The following is a 25,120-nucleotide window of genomic DNA, read 5'->3' on the forward strand; positions in this document are numbered from 1 at the left end:
GAACGCTTGCGCGCCTTCAGCTTGCCGGTTTTTCCCAACGGTATTGCGCCAGCTCCGGGTTGAGCGGTGTGCGCGCAAACACGTTGGCGAAATTGCACAGGGTGGCCAGGCTGACGCCCAGAATAACCTCAAGCGCATGACCGTCGGTGTAGCCCGCCTCACGGAACGCGGCGTAGCCGGCGTCGCTGACATCACCACGGGTGGCGATCACTTCACGGGTGAACGCGGCCAGTGTCTCATAACGCTCGTTGGGCAGTTCGCCACGCTGGCGCAGGGCGTCGATCACGTCTTCCGGCAGCTTGGCCTTGTTGCGCGCCACGGCAGTGTGCCCGGCGACGCAGAAATCGCAACCATGGTTGGTGGCGGCAATCAGTTGCACCACTTCACGGTCGGCCAGGCTCAGGTCGGACTTGGCGTTCAGGCCGGAGACAGTGATGTAGGTTTCCAGGGCTGCCGGGGCATTGGCCAGCACTGCCAACAGATTGGGGATGAACCCGGAACCCTTCAGGGCATTTTCCAGAAAGGGCTTGGCCGCTTCAGGGGCGGTTTCCAGGGTTAGCATCGGTACGCGGGACATGGAGTGGTCTCCTCATGGAATCGTGTACCAAGTCTGTTGGTTATAAAAAATCCGCTCAATAGTCTAAAGTAGCGATTACTTGCTCTAGAGTCTTTCCATTAGATGAATTCGTCCAGTTCACTCGTCGATTGGTTATTAGATAGCCTCGAACTCAACACCAGCCTGTTTCACGTCGGGCGATACTGCGGCGACTGGCGTGCCAGCACCCACGGCCTGGCGAGCGCGAGCTTTCATCTGGTGGTGCAGGGGCACTGCTGGATGCACATCGATGGCGACTCCACCCCTTACCCGCTGAACAACGGCGACGCGGTGTTCCTGCTGCGGGACCTGGCGTATCGCTTGTCCAGCGATGGCACCGCCGCCGGCGCCCAGGAATGCCCGCGCAAGCCAATGCTGCCGCTGGACAGCCAGGCAAGCGACGGTGTGGGCCTGGTGTGCGGGTTCTTTCATTTTCAATCCGGGCTGTCGGCGATGATTGTCGACTCCCTGCCCGCCTGGATCATTCTGCGGGCGGGCGATCCTTCGCTGACGGCCGCACGCAACCTGTTCGAACTGATCCTGCAGGAATGCGAGCGCACGCCGGCGCCCTCGCCCGCCCTGCTGGAGCGCCTGTGCCACCTGTTGTTCCTGTACGTGCTACGCCAACAGGTGCTGGACAACACCGAACTCGGCGGCCTCGCGGCGCTGGCCCGGCAACCGGCGTTTGCCCGCCTGCTGGAACAACTCATCGCTCGGCCGGCGGATCCCTGGACCCTGGAAAGCATGGCCGCCTGCACCGGCTTGTCGCGCTCGGCGTTCTTCAAGCGCTTCAATGAACTGTGCGGGCAGTCGCCGGGGCAAGTGCTGTTGATGATGCGCGTGCGCCACGCCTGCCAATTGTTCAAGCAGGACCAGACCGTGGCAGACGTATCCCTGGCCGTGGGGTATCAATCGGTGGCCGCCTTCACCCGCGCCTTCCATAAAGTCACCGGCTTCCAGCCCGGCGCCTATCGCAAGGCTCAAGGCTGACGCTGCAACCCGTTGCCCGGCCGGGCACACAACTCCACCAGCCAATCGACAAATACCCGCACCCGTTGCGACAACTGGCGGTGCGGCGGGTACAGCGCGGTCAATGGCAACTTCGGCGGTTGCAGGTCCGCCAGCACCTCCACCAGGGTGCCTGCTTCCAACTGGCGAACCGCGTGATAGTAAGGCGTCTGCACCAAGCCATAACCCGCTTCACAGGCCGCCAGGTAACCGTCGGCGCTGTTCACGGCGACTTGCTTGGGCAGGTCCACCAACCGTATGTCATTGCCCATCTGGAACTCCAGGCCATAGCGCTTGCCGCTGGTGCTGGAGAAGTACTCGACCACCAGATGGCCGGCCAAATCATCCAGTGTCGACGGCAGGCCGAACTGCCGCACGTAGCCGGGACTGGCGCAGGTCACCTGATCCATCATTGCCAGCGGCCGGGCCACCAGTGACTCGTCCAGCGCCAGGCCACCGCGCAACACGCAATCCACGCCTTCGCGAATCAGGTCCACAGGGCGGTCGTTAAGGCCGATTTCCAGGTCGATCTGCGGGTAGCGGGTGGTGAACTCGGGCAGCGCCGGAATCACCAGGAAACGGCCGATCCCCGACGGCATATCAATGCGCAACGTGCCGCGCGGGTTGCGCCGGCTGGTGGAGAAGACCGCTTCGGTTTCCTCAAGGTCGGCCAACAGCCGTACACAGCGCTGGTAGTAGGCGGCGCCGTCCAGGGTCGGGCTGACCTGGCGCGTGGTGCGCTGCAACAGTTGCACCCCAAGGTGGGCTTCCAGTTGCTTGATCAGGATCGTCACCGAGGCGCGCGGCAGCTGCAGGCTGTCGGCGGCCTTGGCAAAGACGCCCAGTTCGACGATCCGCACAAACACACGCATGGCGTTAAAACGGTCCACTGGCGGGTTTCCTTCGAGGATTGTTTAGAATTTCATAATAGTGATAGTGGTTTTAGCCGGTTTATCCCGCTTTTGTCGAGGGCAACAATGGAGCCCTTCCCCACACAGGAGCTGGACCCATGCAAACTCGTCAACTCGGTAAAAACGGCCCCCAGGTGTCCGCCATCGGCCTCGGCTGCATGGGCATGACCGATTTCTATACCACCGGCACCGACACCGCCGAAGCCATCGCCACTCTGCACCGCGCCCTGGAACTGGGGATCAACCTGCTGGACACCGCCGACATGTACGGCCCCCACACCAACGAAGCGCTGATCGGCAAGGCCATCGCCGGCAAGCGCGACCAGGTATTTCTTGCCAGCAAATTCGGCATCGTGCGCGACCCGTCGAACCCCACGATACGCGGCGTGAATGGCCGCCCGGAATACATTCGGGATGCCATCGACGGTACCTTGAAACGCCTGGGCGTGGAAACCCTCGACCTGTACTACCAGCACCGCATCGACCCCGACGTGGCGATTGAAGAAACCGTGGGCGCCATGGCCGAGCTGGTCAAGCAAGGCAAGGTGCGTTACCTGGGCTTGAGCGAGGCGTCGGCCGCCACCCTGGAGCGCGCGCACAAGGTTCATCCCATCAGTGCCCTGCAAAGCGAATATTCGTTGTGGAGCCGCGACCAGGAAGACAACGGCTGCCTGGCAGCCTGCCAGCGCCTGGGCATTGCGTTTGTGCCGTACAGCCCGCTGGGCCGGGGCTTCCTGACCGGCGCGCTGAAAAGCCCGGATGATTTTGCGGCGGATGATTACCGCCGCTTCAGCCCGCGTTTTCAGGGCGAGAACTTTGCGAAGAACCTGTTGCTGGTGGAACAGGTGCAGGCACTGGCCGCCGATAAGGGCGTGACCGCCGGGCAGCTGGCGTTGGCCTGGGTATTGGCGCAAGGGGATTACCTGATCCCGATCCCCGGCACCAAGCAACGCAAGTACCTGGAAGAGAACGTCGCCGCACTGGAGGTCAAGCTGAGCCCGGCCGAGCTGGCGGCGCTGGAGGCGATCTTCCCGGCCAATGCAACCGCCGGATTGCGTTACCCGGAAGCCGTCATGCAGATGCTCGACAAATAACCCCCCTCAAGGGTGCTTGCGAAAGTCCGACAGGATGAAGGGCGTGTGGGCTCTCAGCCAGGTATCAACCTCGTCCAGCGACGCCAACCGCTCGCTGTGGGACTCCACACTGTTGCGGGTGATGCTGACGGTATAGCCGTCGGCGTCCTGTCGCAGGGTGCCCGTGCACTTGACCGGTAGGCCGTTCTCCTCGGTAAATGAGGTGGCGGTCAATGGCGCAGTGGTTAACGCCTCAGTGGCGCGTGCCTTGAGGGCCTTGCGCTTGGCGGCAAGCTCCCTGGCGACGACCACGCCGCCAATTGTGACGGCCAGGTATAAAAGCGCCAGGTAGTTGTTGGTGGTGCCTCTGCGCGTGTGGTGCTCAATGCTCAGCCAATTCACCACCTGATAGATGATTTCGTCCATGTTTTACCGGGGGATCCGTCGCAGATTCAAGCCCGCATCAAACACCCCGGCAACCCAAAATAGAAGCCTCCTACAGGTTTTATTTATTCGTACTACTTTCTTGCACCATAGTACCTAAAGCTCCTCCCTCCCAAGCCGATAGCCCTTCGAAGCTCTAACAAAGCCGCGTCGCACAATAAACGCTTCGTAAGGACGACCCCATGCCCTCATTGCGCTCTATCCAAACTCGCTACACCCTGTTTCTGGTGCTGTTCGTCCTGTTGTTATTCGTATTGACGGTCGTGGGCATCGGACAGTTGGTGGCCCCCAAGCTGCGCCACACCGAAGAACAGGTGGCCCTCAATCGCATTGCCGAAGTGGCCGAGCAGATCCAGGGCGAACTGAACAAGGTCCAGGCCCAGCAACGCAGCATCACCCAGACCATCCCGCTGCTGGACAGCGACGCCATCGACAAGGTGCTGCCCGGCCTGGTGGACCAGTACGGCGAATTGAAAGTGTTCGGCGGCGGTATCTGGCCCCTGCCCAACCAACGCACCCCGGGACGCAACAAGCACAGCACCTTCTGGCACCGCGATGCCTCGGGCAAGCTGGCAGTCAATACGTTCTGGAACAGCGACGCGGCCCCCAACTACTACGACCAGAGCTGGTACAAAGGCGGCCTCGCGTCGCCGCGCGGCCAATGTGCCTGGGCCGCGGCCTACAAGGATGACGCCAGTCAGGAACCGCGCACCAACTGTGCCATGGCCATCCAGCGCGACGGCGCGGCTTACGGCGTCGCCACCATCGACGTGACCCTGGGCTTCTTCAACGACCTGGTGGCCAGCAAGGAAAAAGACCTCAGCGCAGAAATGCTGATCGTCGAAGGCGACGGCAAGATCATCAGCAACAGCACGCGCATCAGCGGCCCGGTGGTGTTGAAGAACATCAGCGAACTGGCCGGCACCTCGGCGTTTGCCGCCCAGGTCAGCGCCGGCCTCGCCCATCGCGACCAATCCCTGCAGCGCAGTGAGTTCGACAACCAGGGCGTGGCCAGCACCTTCTTCATGCGTCCGATCGAAGGCACGCCGTGGTTCCTCGCCACCGCACTGCCCACCTCGCTGATCACCGCCCAACGTGATGATGTGCTGGGTACGCTGGCGATGTTGCAAATCCCGATGATTCTGCTGCTGGTGCTGTTGCAGGTGTACGCCATCCGCCAGTTGGTACACCGGATGACTGCGCTGAAGACCAATATCGACGCGCTGTCCAACGGCGACGCCGACCTGACCCGGCGCATCACCATCCGTGCCGAGGACGAACTGGGCGCAATTGGCCATTCGGTGAACCGCTTTATCGTCTACCTGCAAAACATGATCGGTGAAGTGACCCAGGCGACCGGCGCCATGTCGTCGAGCCTGGCGCAGTTGCAGCAGACCTCGGCCCAGACCAACCAGATCCTGGTGCGTCATGCCTCGGAAACCGACCAGACCGTCACCGCCATCACCGAGATGAGCTCCACCGCCGACACCGTGGCCGAGAACGCCGCCGAAACCGCTGCGTTCACCCAGCGCGCCAACGAACATGCCGACCGTTCGCGGGTGGTGGTCGGGGAAGCGTCCCGTAGCGTCAGCGCGTTGATCGGCGAAGTCTCCAGCGCCACCCACACCGTGGAAAACATGCGCCAGGACGCCGCCCGTATCACCGAAACACTCGGCGTGATCGGCGCCATCGCTGGCCAGACCAACCTGCTGGCACTCAATGCGGCCATCGAAGCCGCCCGGGCCGGCGAACAAGGCAGGGGGTTTGCGGTGGTGGCCGACGAAGTCCGCGCCCTCGCCGCCCGTACCCAGGCCAGCACTTCGCAGATCAATGAAATGCTGGCGCGCCTGACCACAGGCGTGAGTTCTTCGGTGACGGCCATGGAAGCCACCCAGGCCAGCTGCCAGTCTGCCGCTGACGCCACGGCAAGGGTCAACACAGGGTTGGACGAGATGGCCGGCTCCGTCAGCCATATCAACAACCTCAGCACCCAGATCGCCACCGCCGCCGAACAGCAAAGCGCGGTGACCGAGGAAATCAACCGCAGCATGGTGCACATCCGCCACATGGTCGAAGAACTGGTGCAAAGCGGCCACGCCACGGAGCACAACACCCAGAGCCTGCTGGATGCCAATGGCCGGGTTATTGCATTGATGGGACGCTTCAAGGTGCGTTGAAAAAATAGCCTGAAAGCTCCCGTGCAATGCGCGGGAGCCAGACTATTCTGACAGTTCGCTGTGCGAAGTCTCGCCACACAGGAGGTGTGTCATGCACGCAGTTGAGCATCCGATCCGTCTGGAGCGGATCAGTCAGGAACGCTATATCCAGGTCCCTATCGAAACCGTTTACGACTATGTCACCCAACCGGATCGCTGGCATGAATGGCATCCGACATCCCTGGGCGCCGACACCGGCACCACAGGCTCATTGCCCACTGGCCACCGTTTTACCGAGACCATCGACCTGCTGGGTGTGCAGGTACCCATGAGTTATCGCGTGCAGATTGCGCTGCGACCGCGGGAATTCAAGACTGCCTTTACTTCCCTGGCGGTCGACGGCTGCATTCATTATTTCTTGCAGGCCCAAGGCAATGGCACCTTGTTTACCCGGGTCCTCACCTATGAAACCGAACTGCAACTGACCACCTTGCATGCACGCATGATTGCGCTGTCCAACCAGGCCCTTGACCAACTCAAGCAGCGCCTCGAATCCCCGTCTACCTGACAAATCCGTCATCTCCCTCTCAGTTTTCCGACAGCACCAGGCGGTTATTCTGGTGCTGTCGGTGCTTCGTAAAACTTCGTAACACTCCGCAAGAAACCTTTTGTAAAAAGCAGGGAGAATGCCCGGCTATTGCCCTTTATCTGACGAGATGACGATGAAAACCACCTTGCGACTGGCCGCGCTGTCGGCCCTGCTCATGAGCACCCTGGCCCAGGCTGCCGAGCTTATCCCGATTGATGTACACCGTGATGCCAATTGCGGTTGCTGCAAGAAGTGGATTGCCCACCTGGAAAGCAACGGGTTCAAGGTCAATGACCATGTGGAAGCCAACATGAGCGAGGTCAAGCAACGCCTGGGCGTGGTACCGCGCCTGGCGTCGTGCCATACCGGCGTGATCGACGGCAAATTCGTCGAAGGCCATGTGCCTGCCGATCAGGTACTGGCCCTGCGCAAGCGCGACGACTTGCTGGGCATTGCTGCACCGGGCATGCCGTTGGGCTCGCCGGGCATGGAAATGGACGGCAGCAGCGATGCCTATCAGGTCATCGGCCTGACTCGCGACGGCAAAGACGTGGTAGTGGCTGACTATCCGGCACGCTGATTGATGCTCGCCGGTTACCTGGGACTGTTTTTCGCCGCCTTCGGCGCCGCCACGCTGTTGCCGATGCAATCAGAGGCGGTGCTGGTGGGGCTGTTGGTCAGCGGGCATTACAGCCTGTGGCTGCTACTCGGAGTTGCAACGCTTGGCAACGTATTGGGCTCGGTGGTGAACTGGCTGCTGGGCCGCTCGGTGGAGCGGTTCAAGGAGCGGCGCTGGTTCCCGGTAAGTCCACAGCCTCTGGAAAAGGCCCGTACCCACTATCAACGCTGGGGCCACTGGTCATTGTTGCTCAGTTGGGTGCCCATCCTCGGCGATCCGCTGACGCTGGTGGCCGGGGTCATGCGCGAACCATTCTGGCGTTTCCTGCTGCTGGTGACCCTCGCCAAAGGGGCGCGCTACGGGGTATTGGCCCTGCTCACCCTGCACTGGATTTAATCTCCCGTTAATCCCCTCGCCACAGCATCCGGGCACTGTTCCCGGAGCCTGTACCCATGTCCAAAATCCGCTCACTCTGCGTCGCCAGCCTGCTGCTCGGCAGCGCCCTTCCCGCTTTTGCCGCCACCGAGGGCCCGACCTACGGCCCCGAACTGCAAGGTTTCAAATACCCTTACCCGGTGGAACACTTCACCTTCCAGTCACAGGGCAAATCCCTGCAGATGGGCTACATGGACGTGCCGGCCAAAGGCAAGGCCAACGGGCGCAGCATCGTGCTGATGCACGGCAAGAACTTCTGCGGCGCCACCTGGGAGGATTCGATCAGGGCCTTGAGCGACGCCGGCTACCGCGTGATCGCCCCCGACCAGATTGGTTTCTGCACCTCCAGCAAGCCCGACAATTACCAGTACAGCTTCCAGCAACTGGCGATCAATACCCACCAACTCCTGGAAAAACTCGGCATTCAGAAGGCCACCCTCCTCGGCCATTCCACCGGCGGCATGCTTGCGACGCGCTACGCCCTGCTCTATCCGCAGCAAACCGAACAGCTGGCACTGGTGAACCCGATCGGCCTGGAAGACTGGAAGGCCATTGGCGTGCCCTATCGCAGTGTTGACCAATGGTACGAGCGCGAGATGAAACTGACCGCCGACGGCATCCGCAAGTACGAACTCGACACCTACTACGTCGGCCGCTGGAAGCCTGAATACGAGCGCTGGGTCGATATGCTCGCCGGCATGAATAAAGGCCCCGGCCACACCCAGGTGGCGTGGAACTCGGCGCTGATTTACGACATGATCTTCACCCAGCCGGTGTACTACGAGTTCAAGGACCTGCAGGTGCCCACCCTGCTGCTGATCGGCACGTCCGACAATACCGCCATTGGCAAAGACCTGGCGCCACCGTCGGTCAAGGCGAAGATCGGCAACTACGCGGTGTTGGGCAAACAAGTGGCCAAGCTGATTCCCCACGCCACCCTGGTGGAATTCCCGGGCCTGGGCCACGCACCGCAAATGGAAGAGCCGGCACAGTTTCACAAAGCGCTGTTGCAAGGGCTGAACGCCCTTTAATCCAACCTTTTCGAGGCACGCGTGCATGTCGGTACAGATCGCAGTGATTGATGATTGGCAGAATGTGGCCAGTGGCGTAGTGGACTGGTCAGTCCTGACGTCGGTCGGCCAGGTGCACTTCCTCCACGACTACCCGGCGGACACCGCCACCTTGATCGAACGTTTACAGGGCTTCGAGGTGATTTGCGTGATGCGCGAGCGCACCACGTTCGATCAGGCCCTCCTGCAAGGTTTGCCCAAGCTGAAGTTGCTGGTGACCGGCGGCATGCGCAACGCCGCCATCGACATTCCTGCGGCCAAGGCCTTGGGCATTCAAGTCTGCGGTACCGACAGTTACAAGCACGCCGCCCCGGAACTGACCTGGGCGCTGATCATGGCCTCCACCCGTAACCTGCTGGCCGAAGCCAATTCCCTGCGCGCCGGGGGTTGGCAGGTGGGCCTGGGCGGCGACCTGTACGGCAAGACCCTGGGGATTCTCGGCCTGGGCAGCATTGGCCAGAAGGTCGCCAGGTTTGGTCAGGCGTTCGGCATGCGCGTGATTGCCTGGAGCGAAAACCTCACGCCGGAACGCGCCGCCGAAAGCGGCGTGACCTGGGTCAGCAAACGCGAGCTGTTTGAACAGGCGGACGTGTTGTCGATTCACCTGGTACTCAGCGACCGCAGCCGTGGGTTGGTGGACGCCGAGGCGCTGGGCTGGATGAAACCTACGGCGCATCTGGTGAACACCGCCCGCGGGCCGATTGTCGACGAAGCGGCTTTGATCGATGCGCTGGCCAGTAGCCGCCTGGCGGGCGTGGCACTGGACGTGTACGCCCAGGAGCCGCTGCCGGCCGACCACCCGTTCCGCCAGTTGCCCAACGTACTGGCCACGCCTCATGTGGGTTACGTCAGCCAGCAGAACTACCGCCAGTTCTACCAGCAGATGATCGAAGATATTCAGTCATGGGCCAAAGGAGCGCCCCTTCGCCCATTGAGCTGACGCACCAAAATCGCGCAGACGCACTGCTGTGGCGAGGGGGCATGTCCCCCGTTGGGCTGCGTAGCGGCCCTAAATCAGGCACTGCGGTCTGCCTGAGCGCACACCATGCCCCTTGAAGGGCTGCTGCGCAGCCCAACGGGGGACAAGCCCCCCCGCCACAAAGCGCCTTCTCAATACGGGAGAACGGTACTTCCCCCGCATGAAAAAAATTTGTCCTACAAAAATACCCCTCAGACCCCACAGGCTCTAGGATCTGTCCTAGACTCATGACCGATGGGTCCGATCCAAAACAAAAACCCCGCAAAAAATCGAAACTTTCCAACTCTGCCACAGGTCAGGTTTAAGGTAAGGCGAGCGCTGACGGTTCACACCGAACGCCCGTCCATCCACTCTATTTAAGACTCCAGCACAACTGGCATAAGGCTTGCCAGTCTGTGTAGCGCTTGTGCGCCTGGCCGCAGGATGCGGTCAACCTTCGCTGATTGCCATATGCCATCAGCCGACCAAAACACGGGAGAGAACCATGATCAGTGCCGCTGTAGATACTCAGGGAGAGCGTTTTAGTCAGCCGGTTGGCGGGCCGACCTCATTGGCCGACCTTCCCAACACGGTGCGGCCAGTACCACGTGTCAATCCCAATCGCAAAAAAGTGCTGTTTGTCACATCCGAAATAGCCGACCTGGTAAAAACCGGCGGCCTGGGCGACGTGTCCGCCGCCCTGCCCCGCGCCATGGCGCACCTGCACGATGTGCGCGTGCTGATCCCCGGCTACCCGCAGGTGCTGGACAGCGACAACCCCATTCATATCATCGGTGAGCTGGGCGGCCACGCCGCGTTGCCGCCGTGCAAGATCGGGCGCATGGACCTCAAGGATGGCCTGGTCATCTACGTGCTGATCTGCCCCGAGCTTTACGAGCGCGAAGGCACGCCCTACGGCGCCAACAATGGCCGCGACTGGCCCGACAACCATATCCGCTTCGCCCGCCTGGGCTTGGCTGCCGCCGATATTGCGGCCAACCTGGCGCAAATCCACTGGTGCCCGGACCTGGTGCACGCCCATGACTGGCCCGCCGGCCTGGCCCCGGCCTATATGCACTGGCGTGGGTCACGCACCCCGACGTTGTTCACCATTCATAACCTGGCCTACCAGGGCGTGGTCAGCCTGGCCTCGTGCCCGGAACTGGGGATTCCTGAACACGCCTTGCAACAGGAAGGCATGGAGTTCTACGGCAAGTTGTCTTTCCTGAAGGCCGGCATGGCGTATTCCAGCCACATCACCACGGTCAGCGCGACCTACGCCCAGGAAATCACCACCCCCGAATTCGGCTGCGGTCTGGACGGTTTCCTCGCCAGCAAGACCCAGCAAGGCTTGCTCAGCGGTATTCCCAACGGCATTGATGAAAGCTGGGAATCGTCCACCGACCCGCACCTGACCCACCCCTTCAACATCGGTGACTGGGAAGGCAAGGCTCAGAACGCCGCCCATGTCCGCAACCTGTTCGGCCTCGACGACTCCACCGGCCCGCTGTTCGCCGTGGTGTCGCGCCTGGTCTACCAGAAAGGCCTGGACCTGACCGAAGCGGTCTCCAGTTTTATTGTCGAAAACGGTGGCCAGATCGCGATCATCGGTCGTGGCGAGCCGGAAGAAGAGCAGGCCATGCGTGCCCTGGCCCTGCGCTTTCCCGGCCAGATCGGCGTGCGCATTGGCTTCAACGAGACTGACGCCCGGCGCATGTTCGCCGGCAGCGACTTCCTGTTGATGCCGTCCCGCTACGAACCCTGCGGCCTGAGCCAGATGTACGCCCAGCGCTTCGGCTCGTTGCCGGTCGCCCGCAACACCGGTGGCCTGGCCGACACCATCGAGAATGGCGTGACCGGTTTCTTGTTCAACGAATCCACTGTCGAAAGCTACAAAGCGGCCCTGAGCCGTGCGTTCAAGGTTTTCGCCTTCCCAGGCTTGCTCAACGCCATGCGTTGCCGGGCCATGGCCGCACCGTTCAACTGGTGCCAGGCAGTGGAACCCTATGCCGAACTTTATGAGCAACTGGTAGCGAAAGCGCTGGGAAGATCGGGGAAACAGTAAAAAAGAGGTCTTCATAGATGCCGTCAAGGACTCTGGAAACCTGGCCCCACGGCGCGATCATGCTGGATGCGGAACACACCCGTTTCGCCTTGTGGGCGCCAGACGCGTTTTATGTCAGCGTTGAATTTGAAGAAGGTCAATCGGTAGCGATGCTGCCCCAGGCCGATGGCTGGTTTGTGGTGCAGCTGCAATGCCCACCCGGCACGCGCTACCGCTACAACATCGACGGCGAACAGGACGTTCCCGACCCGGCTTCCCGGGCACAGGCCACGGACGTTCACGGCTTCAGCGTGGTGGTCGACCCGCTGGCCTATCAGTGGCGTCAAAGCCACTGGCAAGGCCGGCCCTGGCACGAAGCGGTGATCTACGAGTTGCACGTGGGCGTACTGGGGGGCTACGCCGAGGTCGAGAAACAACTGCCGCGCCTCGCGGAACTGGGCTTCACCGCCATCGAGTTGATGCCCATCGCGCAGTTCCCCGGCGAACGTAACTGGGGCTACGACGGTGTCCTGCCCTACGCCCCCCAATCCTCCTACGGTTCGCCCGAGCAACTGAAACAGTTGATCGACAGCGCGCACCACCATGGCCTCGCGGTGATTCTTGATGTGGTCTACAACCACTTCGGCCCCGACGGCAACTACCTCGGCACCTACGCCAAAGGCTTCTTTCGCGAGGACGTGCACACGCCCTGGGGCGCCGGCATCGACTTTGACCGCCGGGAAGTCCGGGATTTCTTCATCGACAACGCCCTGATGTGGCTGCTGGAATACCGCTTCGACGGCCTGCGCCTGGACGCCGTACACGCCATCAACGATCCGGCGTTTCTTGAAGAACTGGCCCAGAAAGTCCGCCAGCAAGTCGACACCGGCCGCCATGTGTGGCTGGTGCTGGAAAACGAATTCAACCAGGCCAGGCTGCTGGAGCGCGGTTTCGATGCGCAGTGGAACGATGACGGCCACAACGCCCTGCACGTGCTGCTCACCGGCGAAACCGACGCCTACTACACGGATTTCGCCGAAGACCCTACCGGCAAACTCGCCCGCTGCCTGAGTGAAGGCTTTATCTACCAGGGCCACACCACCCGCCATGGCCACGCACGCGGCGAGCCCAGCGGCCACCTGCCGCCCAGCGCGTTTGTGCTGTTCCTGCAGAACCACGACCAGATCGGCAACCGCGCCCTGGGCGAACGCCTGCATCAACTCTGTTCGCCCCAGGCCCTGATTGCCGCGACGACCTTGTTGCTGATGTCGCCGATGATCCCGTTGGTGTTCATGGGCGATGAAGTCAACGCCGAGGAACCGTTCCTGTTCTTCACCGATCACCACGGCGAACTGGCCGAGGCGGTACGCGAAGGCCGACGCAACGAGTTTGCCGACTTTGCCTCGTTCAGCGACCCCGAGCGCCGCAAACGAATTCCCGACCCCAACGCCCTGCAAACCTTCCGCCGCTCGGCGCCCGCCCTCGCCGATTGCGGCGACTCGCAGCTCTACCGCCAGCTACTGAGCCTGCGCCACCAACATATCGTGCCGCACCTGCCCGGCAGCCTCGCCCTGGGTGCGCAAGTGCTGGCGGCGGGCGCAGTCACGGCGCGCTGGCGCCTGGGCAATGGCAGCCTGTTGCAGATCGACCTCAACCTGAGCGCCGATTCTCTGAACTACCCGGCCGCCGAGCACCTCCTATTTGTGACGCAGGCCAGCGGGGCCGAACAATTGGCCCCCTTCAGCGCCCGCGTCAGCCTCACCCATTCCCCTGTTGGAGAGCACCCTTGAGCGACGCGCAATTGGAAATACTCGCCAGCCGAGCGGGCCTGGCCGTCGATTGGATCGACGCGAATGGCCGCCCGCAACATGTCAAAGCCGACGCCCTGCGCGCCGTGCTCAAAGGCCTGGGCCACCCGGCCGACAACGACGCCGAGATCGAAGCCAGCCTGCGAGACCTGGAGCGCGTGCAGCAAGACAAGCACCTGCCGCCACTGATGACCGTCGACAGCGGCGCGGGCCTGGACCTGGCGCGCTACTTCGCCCCCGGTACGCCGTGCCAGATTCACCTTGAAGACGACAGCGTGCTGGACCTGCGCCTGGACGATCATGCGGTGTTGCCCGGATCGATTCCGGTGGGCTACCAACACGTGCACATCGCCGACCAGCATTTCACCCTGGCCGTGGCACCGACCCATTGCTACACCGTCGCTGAAGCGGTCGACACCGAAACCGCCCGCGCCTGGGGCCTGAGCGCCCAACTGTATTCCCTGCGACGCAGCGGCGACGGCGGCTTCGGCGACACCCAGGCCCTGGAGCAACTGGCCCGCGCGGCTGCCGAACGCGGTGCCGATGCCCTGGCCATCAGCCCGATGCACGCGATGTTCAGCGCCGACACCGAGCGCTTCAGCCCGTATTCCCCGTCCAGTCGCCTGTTCCTCAACAGTTTGTACGCCTCCCCCGGCTGTATCCTTGGCGAACGTGCGGTGCAAATCGCCATCGAAGCCAGCGGCCTGGCCAACGAACTGCATGACCTCGAGCAGCAATCACTGATCGACTGGCCGGCTGCGGCCAAAGCCAAGCAGCGCCTGATGCGCACGCTGTATGAAGACTTCCGGCGGGGCGACCACCCGCAACATGCCGACTTCCTGAGCTTCCGTCAGGCCGGCGGTGAAGCATTGGAAAACCACTGCCGCTTCGAAGCCGTGCAGGCCGAACGTGCGGCCAGCGGCGAAAGCCTCGACTGGCGTCACTGGCCCGAGGACTGGCAGAGCCCGCAAAGCCCGGCGCTGGTGCAATTTGCCGAAGCCAATCGGGATGAAATCGGCTTCTACGCTTTCAGCCAATGGTTGATCGCCCGTTGCCTGGAGCGCGCACAACAAGCGGCGCGCGGCAGTGGCATGGGCGTGGGTTTGATCGCCGACCTGGCCGTGGGCGCCGACGGCGGCGGCAGCCAGGCCTGGAGCCGGCAGGATGAACTGCTGGCAGAACTGACCGTAGGTGCACCACCGGACATCCTCAACCGCGCCGGCCAGGGCTGGGGCATTTCCGCGTTCTCTCCCGAAGGCCTCAAGCGCAATGGCTTTCGCGCCTTTATTGAAATGCTGCGGGCCAATTTCGCCCACGCCGGCGGCTTGCGCATCGACCATGTGATGGGGCTGCAACGCCTGTGGGTGATCCCGATGAATGCCTCACCGCGCGAAGGTGCCTACCTGTATTACCCGGTGGACGACCTGCTGCGCTTATTGGCGCTGGAGTCGAGCCGCCATCAGGCGATCGTCCTCGGTGAAGACCTCGGCACCGTGCCCGACGGCCTGCGGGAAAAACTCATCGCCCGCTCGATCCTCGGCATGCGCGTGCTGCTGTTCGAGCAAGGCCACGACGGCCAGTTCAAGCCGATTCTGGATTGGCCGGACAACGCGCTGGCCACCACCAGCACCCACGACCTGCCGACCCTCAATGGCTGGTGGCACAGCCGCGATATCGACTGGAATATCCAGCTGGGCCTGATTGATGCCCCCACCGTCGAACAATGGAGCGAGCATCGCCTGCGGGAACGCCAGGCGCTGCGCCAGGCCTTGAGCCAGGACCCGCAGAACTTCACCGACGAAGTGCGCAACGAAACCGACCACGTCATCGACGCCAGCGTGCGCTACCTGGGCCACACCCGTGCGCCCTTGGTATTGCTGCCGCTGGAGGATGCCCTGGGGGTTGAGGAGCAATCCAACCTGCCCGGCACCACTGACACCCATCCAAATTGGCGCCGTCGCCTGGCGGGCGATGCCGCCACCCTGCTCGATGATGAAAACGCCGCCCGCCGCCTTGAACTGCTGGCCGTGGCGCGTATCCAGGCCTACGAGCGTGACCGATGAAGCCATTGACGCTACGGGCCACCCAACGCCTGCAATTTCATAAGGGCTTCACCCTCGACGACGCCGTGCCCCTGGTGCCGTACTTCGCCGAGCTGGGCATCAGCCATCTCTACGCGTCACCGCTGCTGAGTGCCCGTGCCGGCTCCATGCACGGCTATGACGTGGTCGATCCCACCACCGTCAATCCCGAGCTGGGCGGCGAACCGGCGCTGCGCCGGCTGGTAGCCGCGCTGCGCGAACATGAGATGGGGCTGATCCTCGATATCGTCTCCAACCATATGGCCGTCGGCGGCTCCGATAACCTGTGGTGGCTGGACCTGCTGGAATGGGGCCGCCTGAGTCCCTACAGCGAGTTCTTCGACATTCAATGGCACTCGCCAGACCCGCTGCTCAAAGGCCAATTGCTGATGCCGTTCCTCGGCAGTGACTACGGCGAAGCCCTGCAAACCGGTGCCCTGCCCCTGCGTTTCGACCCGCAGCACGGCAACTTCTACGTTGAACACTACGAACATCGCTTCCCTATCTGCCCAAGAGATTACGGCGAACTGCTGCCGATCAAGACACTGGCTGACCGTTTCAGCGGCCTGGCCTACCAGCCAGACGCCTACCTCCAGGCCGCCACGCTGAAACAGGAGTTGGTCGAAGCGGCCCGCGATCCGCAAACCTTGAAGGCCATCGAAGACAACCTCAGCCTCTATGATGCGCGTCAGCCCGAAGGGTTTGCCCGTCTGCACCACCTGCTGGAACAACAAAGCTATCGCCTCGCCAGCTGGCGCACGGCGGCAGACGATATCAATTGGCGGCGGTTCTTCGACGTCAACGAGCTGGGCGGCCTGCGGGTTGAGCGCAGCGCGGTGTTCGAGGCGACCCACGGCAAGATCTTCCAACTGATCAGCGAAGGCCTGATCGATGGCCTGCGCATCGACCATATCGACGGCCTCGCCGACCCGCGCGGTTACTGCCGCAAACTGCGCCGCCGGGTGGACTCCCTGGCGGGCGGGCGGCACTTGCCGATCTTCGTCGAGAAGATCCTCGGCGAAGGTGAAACCTTGCGCGAAGACTGGCAGGTGGACGGCACCACCGGCTATGAATTCATGAACCAGCTGTCATTGCTGCAACACGACCCGGATGGCTTCGCCCCCCTGGCCGAGTTATGGACCCGCCACACCGAACGCCCGTCTTCGTTTATCGAAGAAGCCTGGCTGGCCCGGCAGCAAATCCTCAACGGCTCCCTGGCCGGGGATTTTGAAAGCGTAGCCCGGGCCCTGCTGCAAGTGGCCCGGGACGATGTGATGAGCCGCGACTTGACCCTGGGTGCGATCCGCCGCGCGTTGCAGGAATTGATCGTGCGCTTCCCGGTGTACCGCACCTACATCAGCGCCCGGGGCCGCAGTGAATTGGACGACGTGTTTTTCCTGCAAGCCCTGGCCGGCGCCCGCAGCACCTTGAGCGAAGGCGACTGGCCGGTGCTCGACTACCTGGAAAAATGGCTCGGCGGCCAACCCTGGCGCGACCGCCCACTGGGCCGCGAACGCAAGATGCTCAAGCACGCCTGCGTGCGCTTCCAGCAACTGACTTCGCCGGCAGCGGCCAAGGCCGTGGAAGACACCGCGTTCTATCGCTCCGGCGTATTGCTGTCGCGCAACGACGTGGGCTTCAGCACCGAACAGTTCAGCGCACCGCTGGAAGACTTCCACGCAGTGAATCAACAGCGCCTGCGCACCTTCCCCGACAACCTGCTGGCCACCGCCACCCACGACCACAAGCGCGGCGAAGATACCCGTGCGCGCCTGGCCGTGCTCAGCGAGGCCGCCGACTGGTATGTCGAGCACGTGGAGCAATGGCGCCCCCTCGCCGCCCGCCTGCGCAGCGATGCCAACACCCCCACAGCCGGTGACGAGCTGATCCTCTATCAGGTACTGCTGGGCAGTTGGCCCCTGGACCTGCATCGCGACGATACCGAGGGCCTGGCGGACTATCACCAGCGCCTCTGGCAGTGGCAACAAAAGGCCCTGCGCGAAGCCAAGCTGCAGAGCAGCTGGAGTGCGCCCAACGAGCTGTATGAACAAGGGGTCGAAGCGTTCCTGTCGCGGCTGCTGCTGGAAGACTCCGGCAAGGCCTTGCGCGATGCCATCGGCGAAGCCGCCCAGGCCATCGCCCCCGCAGGCGCCCTCAACGGGCTGGCGCAATCCTTGCTTCGCCTCACCGTGCCGGGCGTGCCGGATCTGTATCAGGGGGATGAGTTCTGGGACTTCACTCTGGTAGACCCTGATAACCGTCGGCCGGTGGACTATCGAGCTCGCCAACAGGGGCTGCACACGCCGCCGGACATCGGCGAGCTGATGTTCAACTGGCATGACGGGCGTATAAAACAGGCGTTGATCAGCCAGGTCCTGGGGTTGCGCAAGGTGCATCCGCAACTGTTTCGCCAGGGCACCTACGAGCCTCTGGAAGTGGTGGGCGAACACGCCGAACGGGTGGTCGCTTTCTACCGGGAATACCAGGGCAAACAGCTGCTGGTGGTGGTGCCACGCTGGCCTCACCGGCTGCTTGAAAACGGTGTGTACCCCCTGGTCAACGCGCAGATTTGGGGCGATACCCGGGTCCGATTACCGTTCGCCGCTTCAACCCGAAATTGGAAGGGACTTTTCCGAACAGGCGCAGTCACACCAAACAAGGAGCTCATGATCAGCGCTGCCCTGGGGGACTTCCCGGTCAATGTCTTTATCAATCCTGATGATCAAGAAAGCTGAAATTTTCTGTGAGGAGCATTGCGATGAGTACTGAAGACAAACGCATACGCGAACTGGCGCATCAGATCTGGGAGTCGGAAGGTAAACCCCACGGCGAGGACGCGCGACACTGGGAGATGGCGCGCAAGCTGGCGGAAGCCGAAGCCTTGACGCCATCCAAAGCGCCAAAGGCCGCCGCCAAGCCCAAGCCTAAACCCAAGCCGCCAGCGCCAGCGCCCAAGCCGGCAGCCAAGCCAAGCGCTGCGCCAGCCGCGAAGAAACCTGCGGCGAAGAAGCCCAAGGCCCCCTGACCCGAAGATCCTCCTGCGCGTGCGCCCGCACCGCAGGAGGCTATCCAACCACCGATTTCTCTCTGGCTTCACGCCGGCAAGGCCCCGTTCGGCCCGGAAAAACCCTTTTGCAGGAGCATCTCAATGAGCAAACCCAACAAGCCCAACTCGACGCCGGAAAACGAGCCGTCGCGGATTCGTGAAGGTTTGCCCTTCCCCCTCGGCGCGACCTGGGACGGTCTGGGGGTCAACTTTGCGCTGTTCTCGGCCAACGCCACCAAAGTCGAACTGTGCATCTTCGACGACAGCGGCGAAGTCGAGCTGGAGCGTATCGAACTGCCGGAGTACACCGACGAGACCTTCCACGGCTACCTGCCCGACGCCCATCCGGGGCTGATCTACGGCTACCGCGTGTACGGTCCTTATGACCCGGCCAACGGCCATCGCTTCAACCACAACAAATTGCTGATCGACCCCTACGCCAAGCAGCTGGTGGGCGAACTCAAGTGGTCCGAAGCCCTGTTTGGCTACACCATCGGCCATCCGGACGCCGACCTCAGTTTCGACGAACGCGACAGCGCGCCCTTCGTGCCCAAGTGCAAAGTCATCGACCCGGCCCACACCTGGGGCAACGACCAGCCGGTGCGCACACCGTGGGACCGCACGATCATTTATGAAACCCACTTGCGCGGCATCACCATGCGCCACCCTTCGGTGCCCGAAGACGTACGCGGCACCTGCGCCGGGCTGATGGTTGACGATGTGCTCAAGCACATTCGCCAGTTGGGGGTGTCGTCGGTGGAGTTGCTGCCGGTGCACGCCTTCGTCAACGACCAGCACCTGCTGCAAAAAGGCATGACCAACTACTGGGGCTACAACAGCATCGCGTTCTTCGCCCCCGACCCGCGCTACCTGGCCAGCGGCAAGATCGCCGAGTTCAAGGAGATGGTTGCGCACCTGCATGAAGCCAAGCTGGAAGTGATTCTGGACGTGGTCTACAACCACACGGCCGAAGGCAACGAGCAAGGTCCTACCCTGTCCATGCGCGGCATCGACAATGCCTCGTACTACCGCCTGATGCCCGATGACAAGCGCTTCTACATCAACGATTCCGGCACCGGCAACACCCTCGACCTGAGCCACCCGTGCGTGCTGCAAATGGTCACCGACTCGTTGCGCTATTGGGCCACCGAGATGCACGTCGACGGTTTCCGCTTCGACCTGGCAACCATTCTCGGCCGCTACCGCGACGGTTTCGACGAGCGCCACAGTTTCCTCGTGGCCTGCCGCCAGGACCCGGTGCTGCGCCAGGTGAAAATGATTGCCGAGCCCTGGGACTGTGGCCCCGGTGGCTATCAGGTCGGCGGCTTCCCGCCGGGCTGGGTGGAATGGAACGACCGCTTCCGCGACACCGTGCGCTCGTTCTGGAAAGGCGACGACGGCCAACTAGCGGACTTTGCCGGGCGCATGACGGCCTCGGGCGAAATGTTCAACCAGCGTGGTCGCCGGCCGTACAGCTCGGTGAACTTCATCACCGCCCACGACGGTTTCACCCTGCATGACCTGGTGTCCTACAACGACAAGCACAACGAGGCCAACGACGAGAACAACCAGGACGGCAGCAACAACAACCTGTCGTGGAACCACGGTGTCGAAGGCCCCACCGACGACCCGGAAATCAACGCGCTGCGCCTGCGCCAGATGCGTAACTTCTTCGCCACGTTGCTGCTGGCCCAGGGCACGCCGATGCTGGTGGCCGGTGACGAGTTCGCCCGCACCCAGCACGGCAATAACAATGCCTATTGCCAGGACAGCGAGATCGGCTGGATCAACTGGGATCTGGATGAAGACGGCAAGGCCCTGCTCAAGTTCGTCAAGCGCCTGATCAAGCTGCGCCTGGCGTACCCGATCCTGCGTCGCGGACGCTTCCTGGTGGGCGACTACAATGAAGACATCGGCGTCAAGGACGTCACCTGGCTTGCGCCAAGCGGTGATGAGATGACCATCGAGCAATGGCAGGACAGCCACGGCCGCTGCCTCGGCATGTTGATGGATGGTCGCGCCCAGGAAACCGGGATTCGCCGCCCAGGCGCCGATGCCACGTTGTTGCTGGTGGTCAATGCCCACCACGACATGGTCAATTTCCGCCTGCCGCCGGTGCCGGATGGCGGCTTTTGGACCTGCATGCTCGACACCAACCAGCCGGCGGTGCGAGGCCAGGAGCGCTTCGATTTCGATCACGAATACGCCGTCACCGGGCGTTCGCTGCTGCTGTTTGAATTGCAGCATGAGGACGAGGTGTGACATGGCCTTGCATGAGTTTCTTCGCGGCTATCGGGATTACCCGAACACCCAGGCCCTAGGCGCGGCAATGCGGGCCCTGGTGGAGGAAGGCCTGGATCAGCTGCCCTTGCCGGGCAGCGGCCAGACCCTGGAACGCTTCAGCCGACTGGCGCAAGTAGCGGGTCATGACCTGCGCTTGTGCAAGTTGTTTGAAGGCCACACGGACGCCCTGGCGATCATCGCGGAACTCGGCAGCCCGTTGCCGCCGGTTGGCAGCACGTGGGGCATGTGGGCGGCCGAGCCGCCCACCGCCAAGGTGCGAATCCGGCGCGAGGGCCAGCGCGTGCGGCTGGAGGGCCGCAAGGCCTGGTGCTCGGGCGCGGCGGTGGTCAGCCACGGGTTGCTCACGGCGTGGGATGATGAGGATCGCCAGCAACTGGTTGCAGTGCAAATGCACCAGCCCGGCGTAACCGTCACCGACGAGGGCTGGGCCGCCGTGGGCATGGCCGCTACCGGCAGTGTTGAAGTGCTTTTCCATGACGCCGTTGGCCTGGCTATCGGCAAGCCTGGGGACTACCTGGCACGCCCGGGCTTCTGGCAAGGCGGCATCGGCATCGCCGCTTGCTGGTACGGCGCGGCACAACGCCTGGCCGAGGCTTTGCGCGAGCAATGCAGCAAGCGCCCGGAGCCCCACGCCCTGGCACACCTTGGCAGCGTCGACAGCGCCTTGCACAGCGCGGCCTGTGTGCTGCGTGACTGCGCCACGCATATCGACCGCCAACCCAAGGCCGATGCCCGGCTATTGGCACAACAGGCACGGGCCTGTATCGAGGAGACGGTCGACCAGGTGATCCATCACGTCGGTCGTGCGCTGGGGGCCGGCCCGTATTGCAAGGACCCGCATTTCGCGCAGTTGATGGCCGACTTGCCGGTGTACCTGCGCCAGAGCCACGCCGAACGCGACCTGGCGGCCCTCGGTGAACAAGTCGCCGGCGAGCCCACAGGGAGGTGGCAACTGTGAAAACCAATCCGATCGTTGGCCAGGGCACCCCATTGCACCTGTGGCAAAGCTCGTCGCGGCTGGCCGAACTGCCTTGCGTCACCATTGCCGAACTGGTGCCTGAAGGCCGCCGTGCCGTGATCATCGCGCCGCATCCGGACGATGAAGTCCTCGGTTGCGGCGGCCTGTTGCAAGGCCTCGCCGCGCTGCATCGCCCCCTGCTGCTGATCTCCGTCACAGACGGCAGCGCCAGTCATCCCGGCTCACCCCGCTGGCCAGTGGAACGTCTGAGCGTGGTCAGGCCGCAAGAGTCAGCGCAGGCCCTGCATCGACTGGGCTTGCCGTTGCACAGCCTGAAATGGCTGCGGGCCGGCTTTCGTGACAGCCAGGTGGCCGAGGGCGAAGAGGATTTGAGTCAATTTATCGAACGCTACCTCAAGCCCGGCGACGTGGTGTTCACCACCTGGCGCGAAGACGGTCATTGCGACCATGAAGCCGTAGGCCGGGCCAGTGCCAAGGCTGCGCGGACCGTGGGCGCTACCTTACTGGAACTGCCTGTGTGGACCTGGCACTGGGCAACCCCCGAAGACGGCCAGGTGCCTTGGCACCGCGCGCGCAAGATCCTTCTAACGCCTGAGGAAGTGGCCCGCAAACGGCACGCCATTCATGCATTCGCCAGCCAGTTGGAAGGCGACCCGCAGATCGGCCTGCCGCCGGTGCTCGCGCCCTATGTGCTGGAGCGCCTGTTGCAACCCTTCGAAGTGGTGTTTGTATGAGTGTCGCCACGCCCTACTTCGATGAGCTGTTCGCCGGCAACGACGACCCCTGGGCCTTTCGCCAACGCTGGTACGAACAACGCAAGCGGGCCCTGACCCTGGCGATGCTGACCCGGCCCCGCTACACCTCGATTTTCGAGCCGGGCTGTGCCAACGGTGAGCTGAGCTTCGAGCTGGCCCCGCGCTGTGACCGCCTGCTGTGCTGCGACACGGCGCAAGCGGCCGTCAGCCTGGCACAGGCGCGGCTGCGGGGGTTCAGCCATGCCACGGTGCAGCAGAGCCGATTGCCGGAGCAGTGGCCCAGTGAAACCTTCGAGCTGATCGTGCTCAGCGAGCTGTGCTACTACCTGGACCCGAAGGATTTCGATGGGTTGATCGATCGCGCCCTCGCCTGCCTGACACCCGACGGACAAATCCTCGCCTGCCATTGGCGCCCGCCCATCGAAGGTTGCCCCCAGACCGCCGAGCAGGTGCACGCCCGGCTCGCCCAGCGACTGGATATGCCACATCTGACGCAGCATCACGAAAGCGATTTTCTAATGGACCTGTGGAGCCGTGACGGCACCACGGTTGCAACCCTGGAGGGACTGCGATGATTGGCATTCTGATACCCGTGCATAACGAAGAAAAGCTGCTGCCCGAATGCCTGAAAGCCGCGATGGTCGCCGCCAGTCATCCGGGCCTGCTGGGCGAAGAAGTGCAGATCCTGGTGGTGCTCGACAGTTGCAGCGATCGCAGTGCCATGATCGCCCGCGAATACCGCGTGGAAAGCCTGGAGGTGCAGGCGCGTAACGTGGGCCACGTGCGTGGCGTGGGTGCGCGGCACTTGCTCAATAACGGCGCGCGCTGGATCTCCTGCACCGACGCCGACAGCCGCGTCGCCCCCGACTGGCTGGTGGCCCAACTGGCCCTGGGTGCAGATGCCGTGTGCGGCACGGTGACGGTGGATGCCTGGAGCGAAGACTTCGACCCGGCGGCGCAAATCCGCTATCACCAGGCCTATGAAGCCCGGGACGGCCATCGGCATATCCACGGTGCCAACCTTGGAATCAGCGCGGGAGCCTACATACGCGCTGGGGGGTTTGAGCCCTTGCCCTGCCATGAAGATGTGGAACTGGTGCGCCAACTCGAGCGCTGCGGGGCCTCCATTGCCTGGAGCCACTCGCCTCAGGTGATTACCAGCGCCCGCCTGGATTGCCGCGCCCAGGGCGGCTTCGGTGACTACCTGAAGAGCCTGATGCACGCGTCCTGAAAAAATTGCGACACCCGGCGGTGTTAAAGCGGCGATTCATAACTATCATCAGTATTCCTTGCACGGCAATCCAGGGTTGGAACGCCGACGCGCCGCGAGCGCGCCTTGTAGGCCACTCGCGTACCACAAGAGCCGTCCCGTCAACGGGGTACGGCCTGCACCACCGATGAACAAGGACGTGACACTCATGAAGCCTGCACTGTTAAGTGACAACCGCCGGGGCCCCGCGCAAATCTGGAACAGCGCCCCGCAACTCGCGCAAATCCCTGCCATCAACCCCGCAACCCTGGTGCCAGCCGGCGCCCGCGTGGTGGTCATCGCCCCCCATCCCGGTGACGAAGTGCTCGCCTGTGGCGGTCTGCTGCAATTGCTCAGCACCCTTGAATACCCTCTGCAACTGATCTCTATCACCGACGGCAGCGCCAGCCACCCCGGTTCCACCGTCTGGCCGGTCAAACGCCTGAGTGTGGTGCGGCCCCAGGAAAGTGTCGAAGCCCTGCGCCGCCTGGGGGTGCCCCTGCACAGCCTGAAATGGATCCGTGGCGGCTTTGCCGACAATGCCCTGGCCGCGCGCGAGCAGCAGATGAGCCAGTTCATCGCGCGCTATCTGCAACCCGGTGATGTGGTGTTCACCACGTGGCGCAACGACGGCAACGACGACCATGACGCCGTAGGCCGCGCCACGGCCAAGGCCTGCGGACTCAAAGGCGTGCGCCTGCACGAACTGCCGATCTGGGCGTGGCACTGGCCCGCGCGAGAGGCCGCTGCAATCCCCTGGCAGCGCGCACGCAAAGTACGGCTCGATACCTGGAGCGTCGCCCGCAAGCTGCATGCCGCCCACGCTTATGCCAGCCAATTGGCGGGCGATCCGGAAATCGGCCTGGCGCCGATCCTGGCGCAGGTGCTGCTGGAGCGCATGCGCGAGCCCTATGAGATCGTTTTTTTGTAGGCCCATCAACTCGTCTATACCTGTAACTTCTGACAGTAGCGGACGCGCCCTCTGTATGGCTAGCT

Annotated in this window: 22 protein-coding genes; 19 read left to right on the forward strand and 3 right to left on the reverse strand. The window is 63.0% G+C overall.

The window, feature by feature from the left end:
• Positions 1–16: 16 nt before the first annotated feature.
• The gene (locus tag LIY45_RS21545) at positions 17–577 is read right to left on the reverse strand and encodes a carboxymuconolactone decarboxylase family protein (protein ID WP_017477603.1); all 561 of its coding nucleotides are present in this window, start codon (positions 575–577) and stop codon (positions 17–19) included.
• A gap of 102 nt (positions 578–679) precedes the next feature.
• Here LIY45_RS21545 and LIY45_RS21550 point away from each other — a divergent pair, with 102 nt between their 5' ends.
• Positions 680–1,585 carry an AraC family transcriptional regulator gene (locus LIY45_RS21550; protein WP_226477527.1) on the forward strand — a complete coding sequence of 302 codons (906 nt, stop codon included), beginning with the start codon at positions 680–682 and terminating at the stop codon, positions 1,583–1,585.
• Here LIY45_RS21550 and LIY45_RS21555 read toward each other — a convergent pair.
• Positions 1,576–2,493: a LysR family transcriptional regulator gene (locus tag LIY45_RS21555; RefSeq protein ID WP_226477528.1), complete on the reverse strand. Its 918-nt coding sequence runs from the start codon at positions 2,491–2,493 to the stop codon at positions 1,576–1,578. The genes LIY45_RS21550 and LIY45_RS21555 overlap by 10 nt on opposite strands.
• 119 nt (positions 2,494–2,612) lie before the next feature.
• On the opposite strand from LIY45_RS21555, the gene LIY45_RS21560 reads away from it, so the two are divergent.
• Complete coding sequence (locus LIY45_RS21560; protein ID WP_226477529.1) at positions 2,613–3,608, forward strand: aldo/keto reductase; 996 nt, start codon at positions 2,613–2,615, stop codon at positions 3,606–3,608.
• A 6-nt stretch (positions 3,609–3,614) separates the two neighbouring features.
• On the opposite strand, the gene LIY45_RS21565 is transcribed toward LIY45_RS21560, so the two are convergent.
• Entirely contained in the window at positions 3,615–4,013 is a 399-nt protein-coding gene (locus LIY45_RS21565; protein WP_201124411.1) for a hypothetical protein, read from the reverse strand.
• Between the two features lie 200 nt (positions 4,014–4,213).
• Between LIY45_RS21565 and LIY45_RS21570 the strand changes: the two genes are divergently transcribed.
• The 17 genes from LIY45_RS21570 (at position 4,214) to LIY45_RS21650 (ending at position 25,055) form a co-directional block, all read left to right on the forward strand.
• A complete protein-coding gene (locus tag LIY45_RS21570; protein ID WP_226477530.1) occupies positions 4,214–6,208 on the forward strand; it encodes a methyl-accepting chemotaxis protein in 1,995 nt (664 codons plus the stop codon).
• A gap of 91 nt (positions 6,209–6,299) precedes the next feature.
• On the forward strand, positions 6,300–6,755 hold the full coding sequence (locus tag LIY45_RS21575) for an SRPBCC family protein (RefSeq protein ID WP_226477531.1): 456 nt from the start codon (positions 6,300–6,302) through the stop codon (positions 6,753–6,755).
• Between the two features lie 154 nt (positions 6,756–6,909).
• Positions 6,910–7,356: a DUF411 domain-containing protein gene (locus LIY45_RS21580; protein WP_226477532.1), complete on the forward strand. Its 447-nt coding sequence runs from the start codon at positions 6,910–6,912 to the stop codon at positions 7,354–7,356.
• Positions 7,357–7,359: 3 nt separating this feature from the next.
• The gene (locus tag LIY45_RS21585) at positions 7,360–7,791 is read left to right on the forward strand and encodes a YqaA family protein (protein ID WP_226477533.1); all 432 of its coding nucleotides are present in this window, start codon (positions 7,360–7,362) and stop codon (positions 7,789–7,791) included.
• 56 nt (positions 7,792–7,847) lie between these two features.
• On the forward strand, positions 7,848–8,861 hold the full coding sequence (locus tag LIY45_RS21590; RefSeq protein ID WP_226477534.1) for an alpha/beta hydrolase: 1,014 nt from the start codon (positions 7,848–7,850) through the stop codon (positions 8,859–8,861).
• Between the two features lie 25 nt (positions 8,862–8,886).
• The gene (locus LIY45_RS21595) at positions 8,887–9,840 is read left to right on the forward strand and encodes a D-2-hydroxyacid dehydrogenase family protein (RefSeq protein ID WP_226477535.1); all 954 of its coding nucleotides are present in this window, start codon (positions 8,887–8,889) and stop codon (positions 9,838–9,840) included.
• Positions 9,841–10,363: 523 nt separating this feature from the next.
• Complete coding sequence (gene glgA / locus LIY45_RS21600; protein ID WP_017477592.1) at positions 10,364–11,923, forward strand: glycogen synthase GlgA; 1,560 nt, start codon at positions 10,364–10,366, stop codon at positions 11,921–11,923.
• Positions 11,924–11,940: 17 nt separating this feature from the next.
• Positions 11,941–13,692, forward strand: a complete 1,752-nt coding sequence (treZ, locus tag LIY45_RS21605) for a malto-oligosyltrehalose trehalohydrolase (RefSeq protein WP_226477536.1) — start codon at positions 11,941–11,943, stop codon at positions 13,690–13,692.
• Complete coding sequence (malQ, locus tag LIY45_RS21610) at positions 13,689–15,773, forward strand: 4-alpha-glucanotransferase (RefSeq protein WP_226477537.1); 2,085 nt, start codon at positions 13,689–13,691, stop codon at positions 15,771–15,773. The genes treZ and malQ overlap by 4 nt, the downstream gene beginning before the upstream one ends.
• Complete coding sequence (locus tag LIY45_RS21615) at positions 15,770–18,526, forward strand: malto-oligosyltrehalose synthase (protein WP_226477538.1); 2,757 nt, start codon at positions 15,770–15,772, stop codon at positions 18,524–18,526. Before malQ ends, LIY45_RS21615 begins: the two co-directional genes overlap by 4 nt.
• A gap of 23 nt (positions 18,527–18,549) precedes the next feature.
• Complete coding sequence (locus LIY45_RS21620) at positions 18,550–18,816, forward strand: DUF2934 domain-containing protein (protein ID WP_017477588.1); 267 nt, start codon at positions 18,550–18,552, stop codon at positions 18,814–18,816.
• A gap of 123 nt (positions 18,817–18,939) precedes the next feature.
• Positions 18,940–21,099, forward strand: a complete 2,160-nt coding sequence (gene glgX / locus LIY45_RS21625) for a glycogen debranching protein GlgX (RefSeq protein ID WP_017477587.1) — start codon at positions 18,940–18,942, stop codon at positions 21,097–21,099.
• A gap of 1 nt (position 21,100) precedes the next feature.
• Positions 21,101–22,099, forward strand: a complete 999-nt coding sequence (locus tag LIY45_RS21630; protein ID WP_226477539.1) for an acyl-CoA dehydrogenase family protein — start codon at positions 21,101–21,103, stop codon at positions 22,097–22,099.
• A complete protein-coding gene (locus LIY45_RS21635) occupies positions 22,096–22,854 on the forward strand; it encodes a PIG-L family deacetylase (protein ID WP_226477540.1) in 759 nt (252 codons plus the stop codon). The genes LIY45_RS21630 and LIY45_RS21635 overlap by 4 nt, the downstream gene beginning before the upstream one ends.
• A complete protein-coding gene (locus LIY45_RS21640; protein WP_226477541.1) occupies positions 22,851–23,450 on the forward strand; it encodes an SAM-dependent methyltransferase in 600 nt (199 codons plus the stop codon). Before LIY45_RS21635 ends, LIY45_RS21640 begins: the two co-directional genes overlap by 4 nt.
• Entirely contained in the window at positions 23,447–24,106 is a 660-nt protein-coding gene (locus LIY45_RS21645; RefSeq protein ID WP_226477542.1) for a glycosyltransferase, read from the forward strand. The genes LIY45_RS21640 and LIY45_RS21645 overlap by 4 nt, the downstream gene beginning before the upstream one ends.
• A 187-nt stretch (positions 24,107–24,293) precedes the next feature.
• Positions 24,294–25,055, forward strand: coding sequence for a PIG-L family deacetylase (locus LIY45_RS21650; RefSeq protein WP_226477543.1), 762 nt, complete (start codon positions 24,294–24,296; stop codon positions 25,053–25,055).
• Positions 25,056–25,120 lie beyond the last annotated feature (65 nt).

This window comes from Pseudomonas sp. MWU16-30323 (genome assembly GCF_020515595.1).
GTDB lineage: Bacteria > Pseudomonadota > Gammaproteobacteria > Pseudomonadales > Pseudomonadaceae > Aquipseudomonas > Aquipseudomonas yamanorum.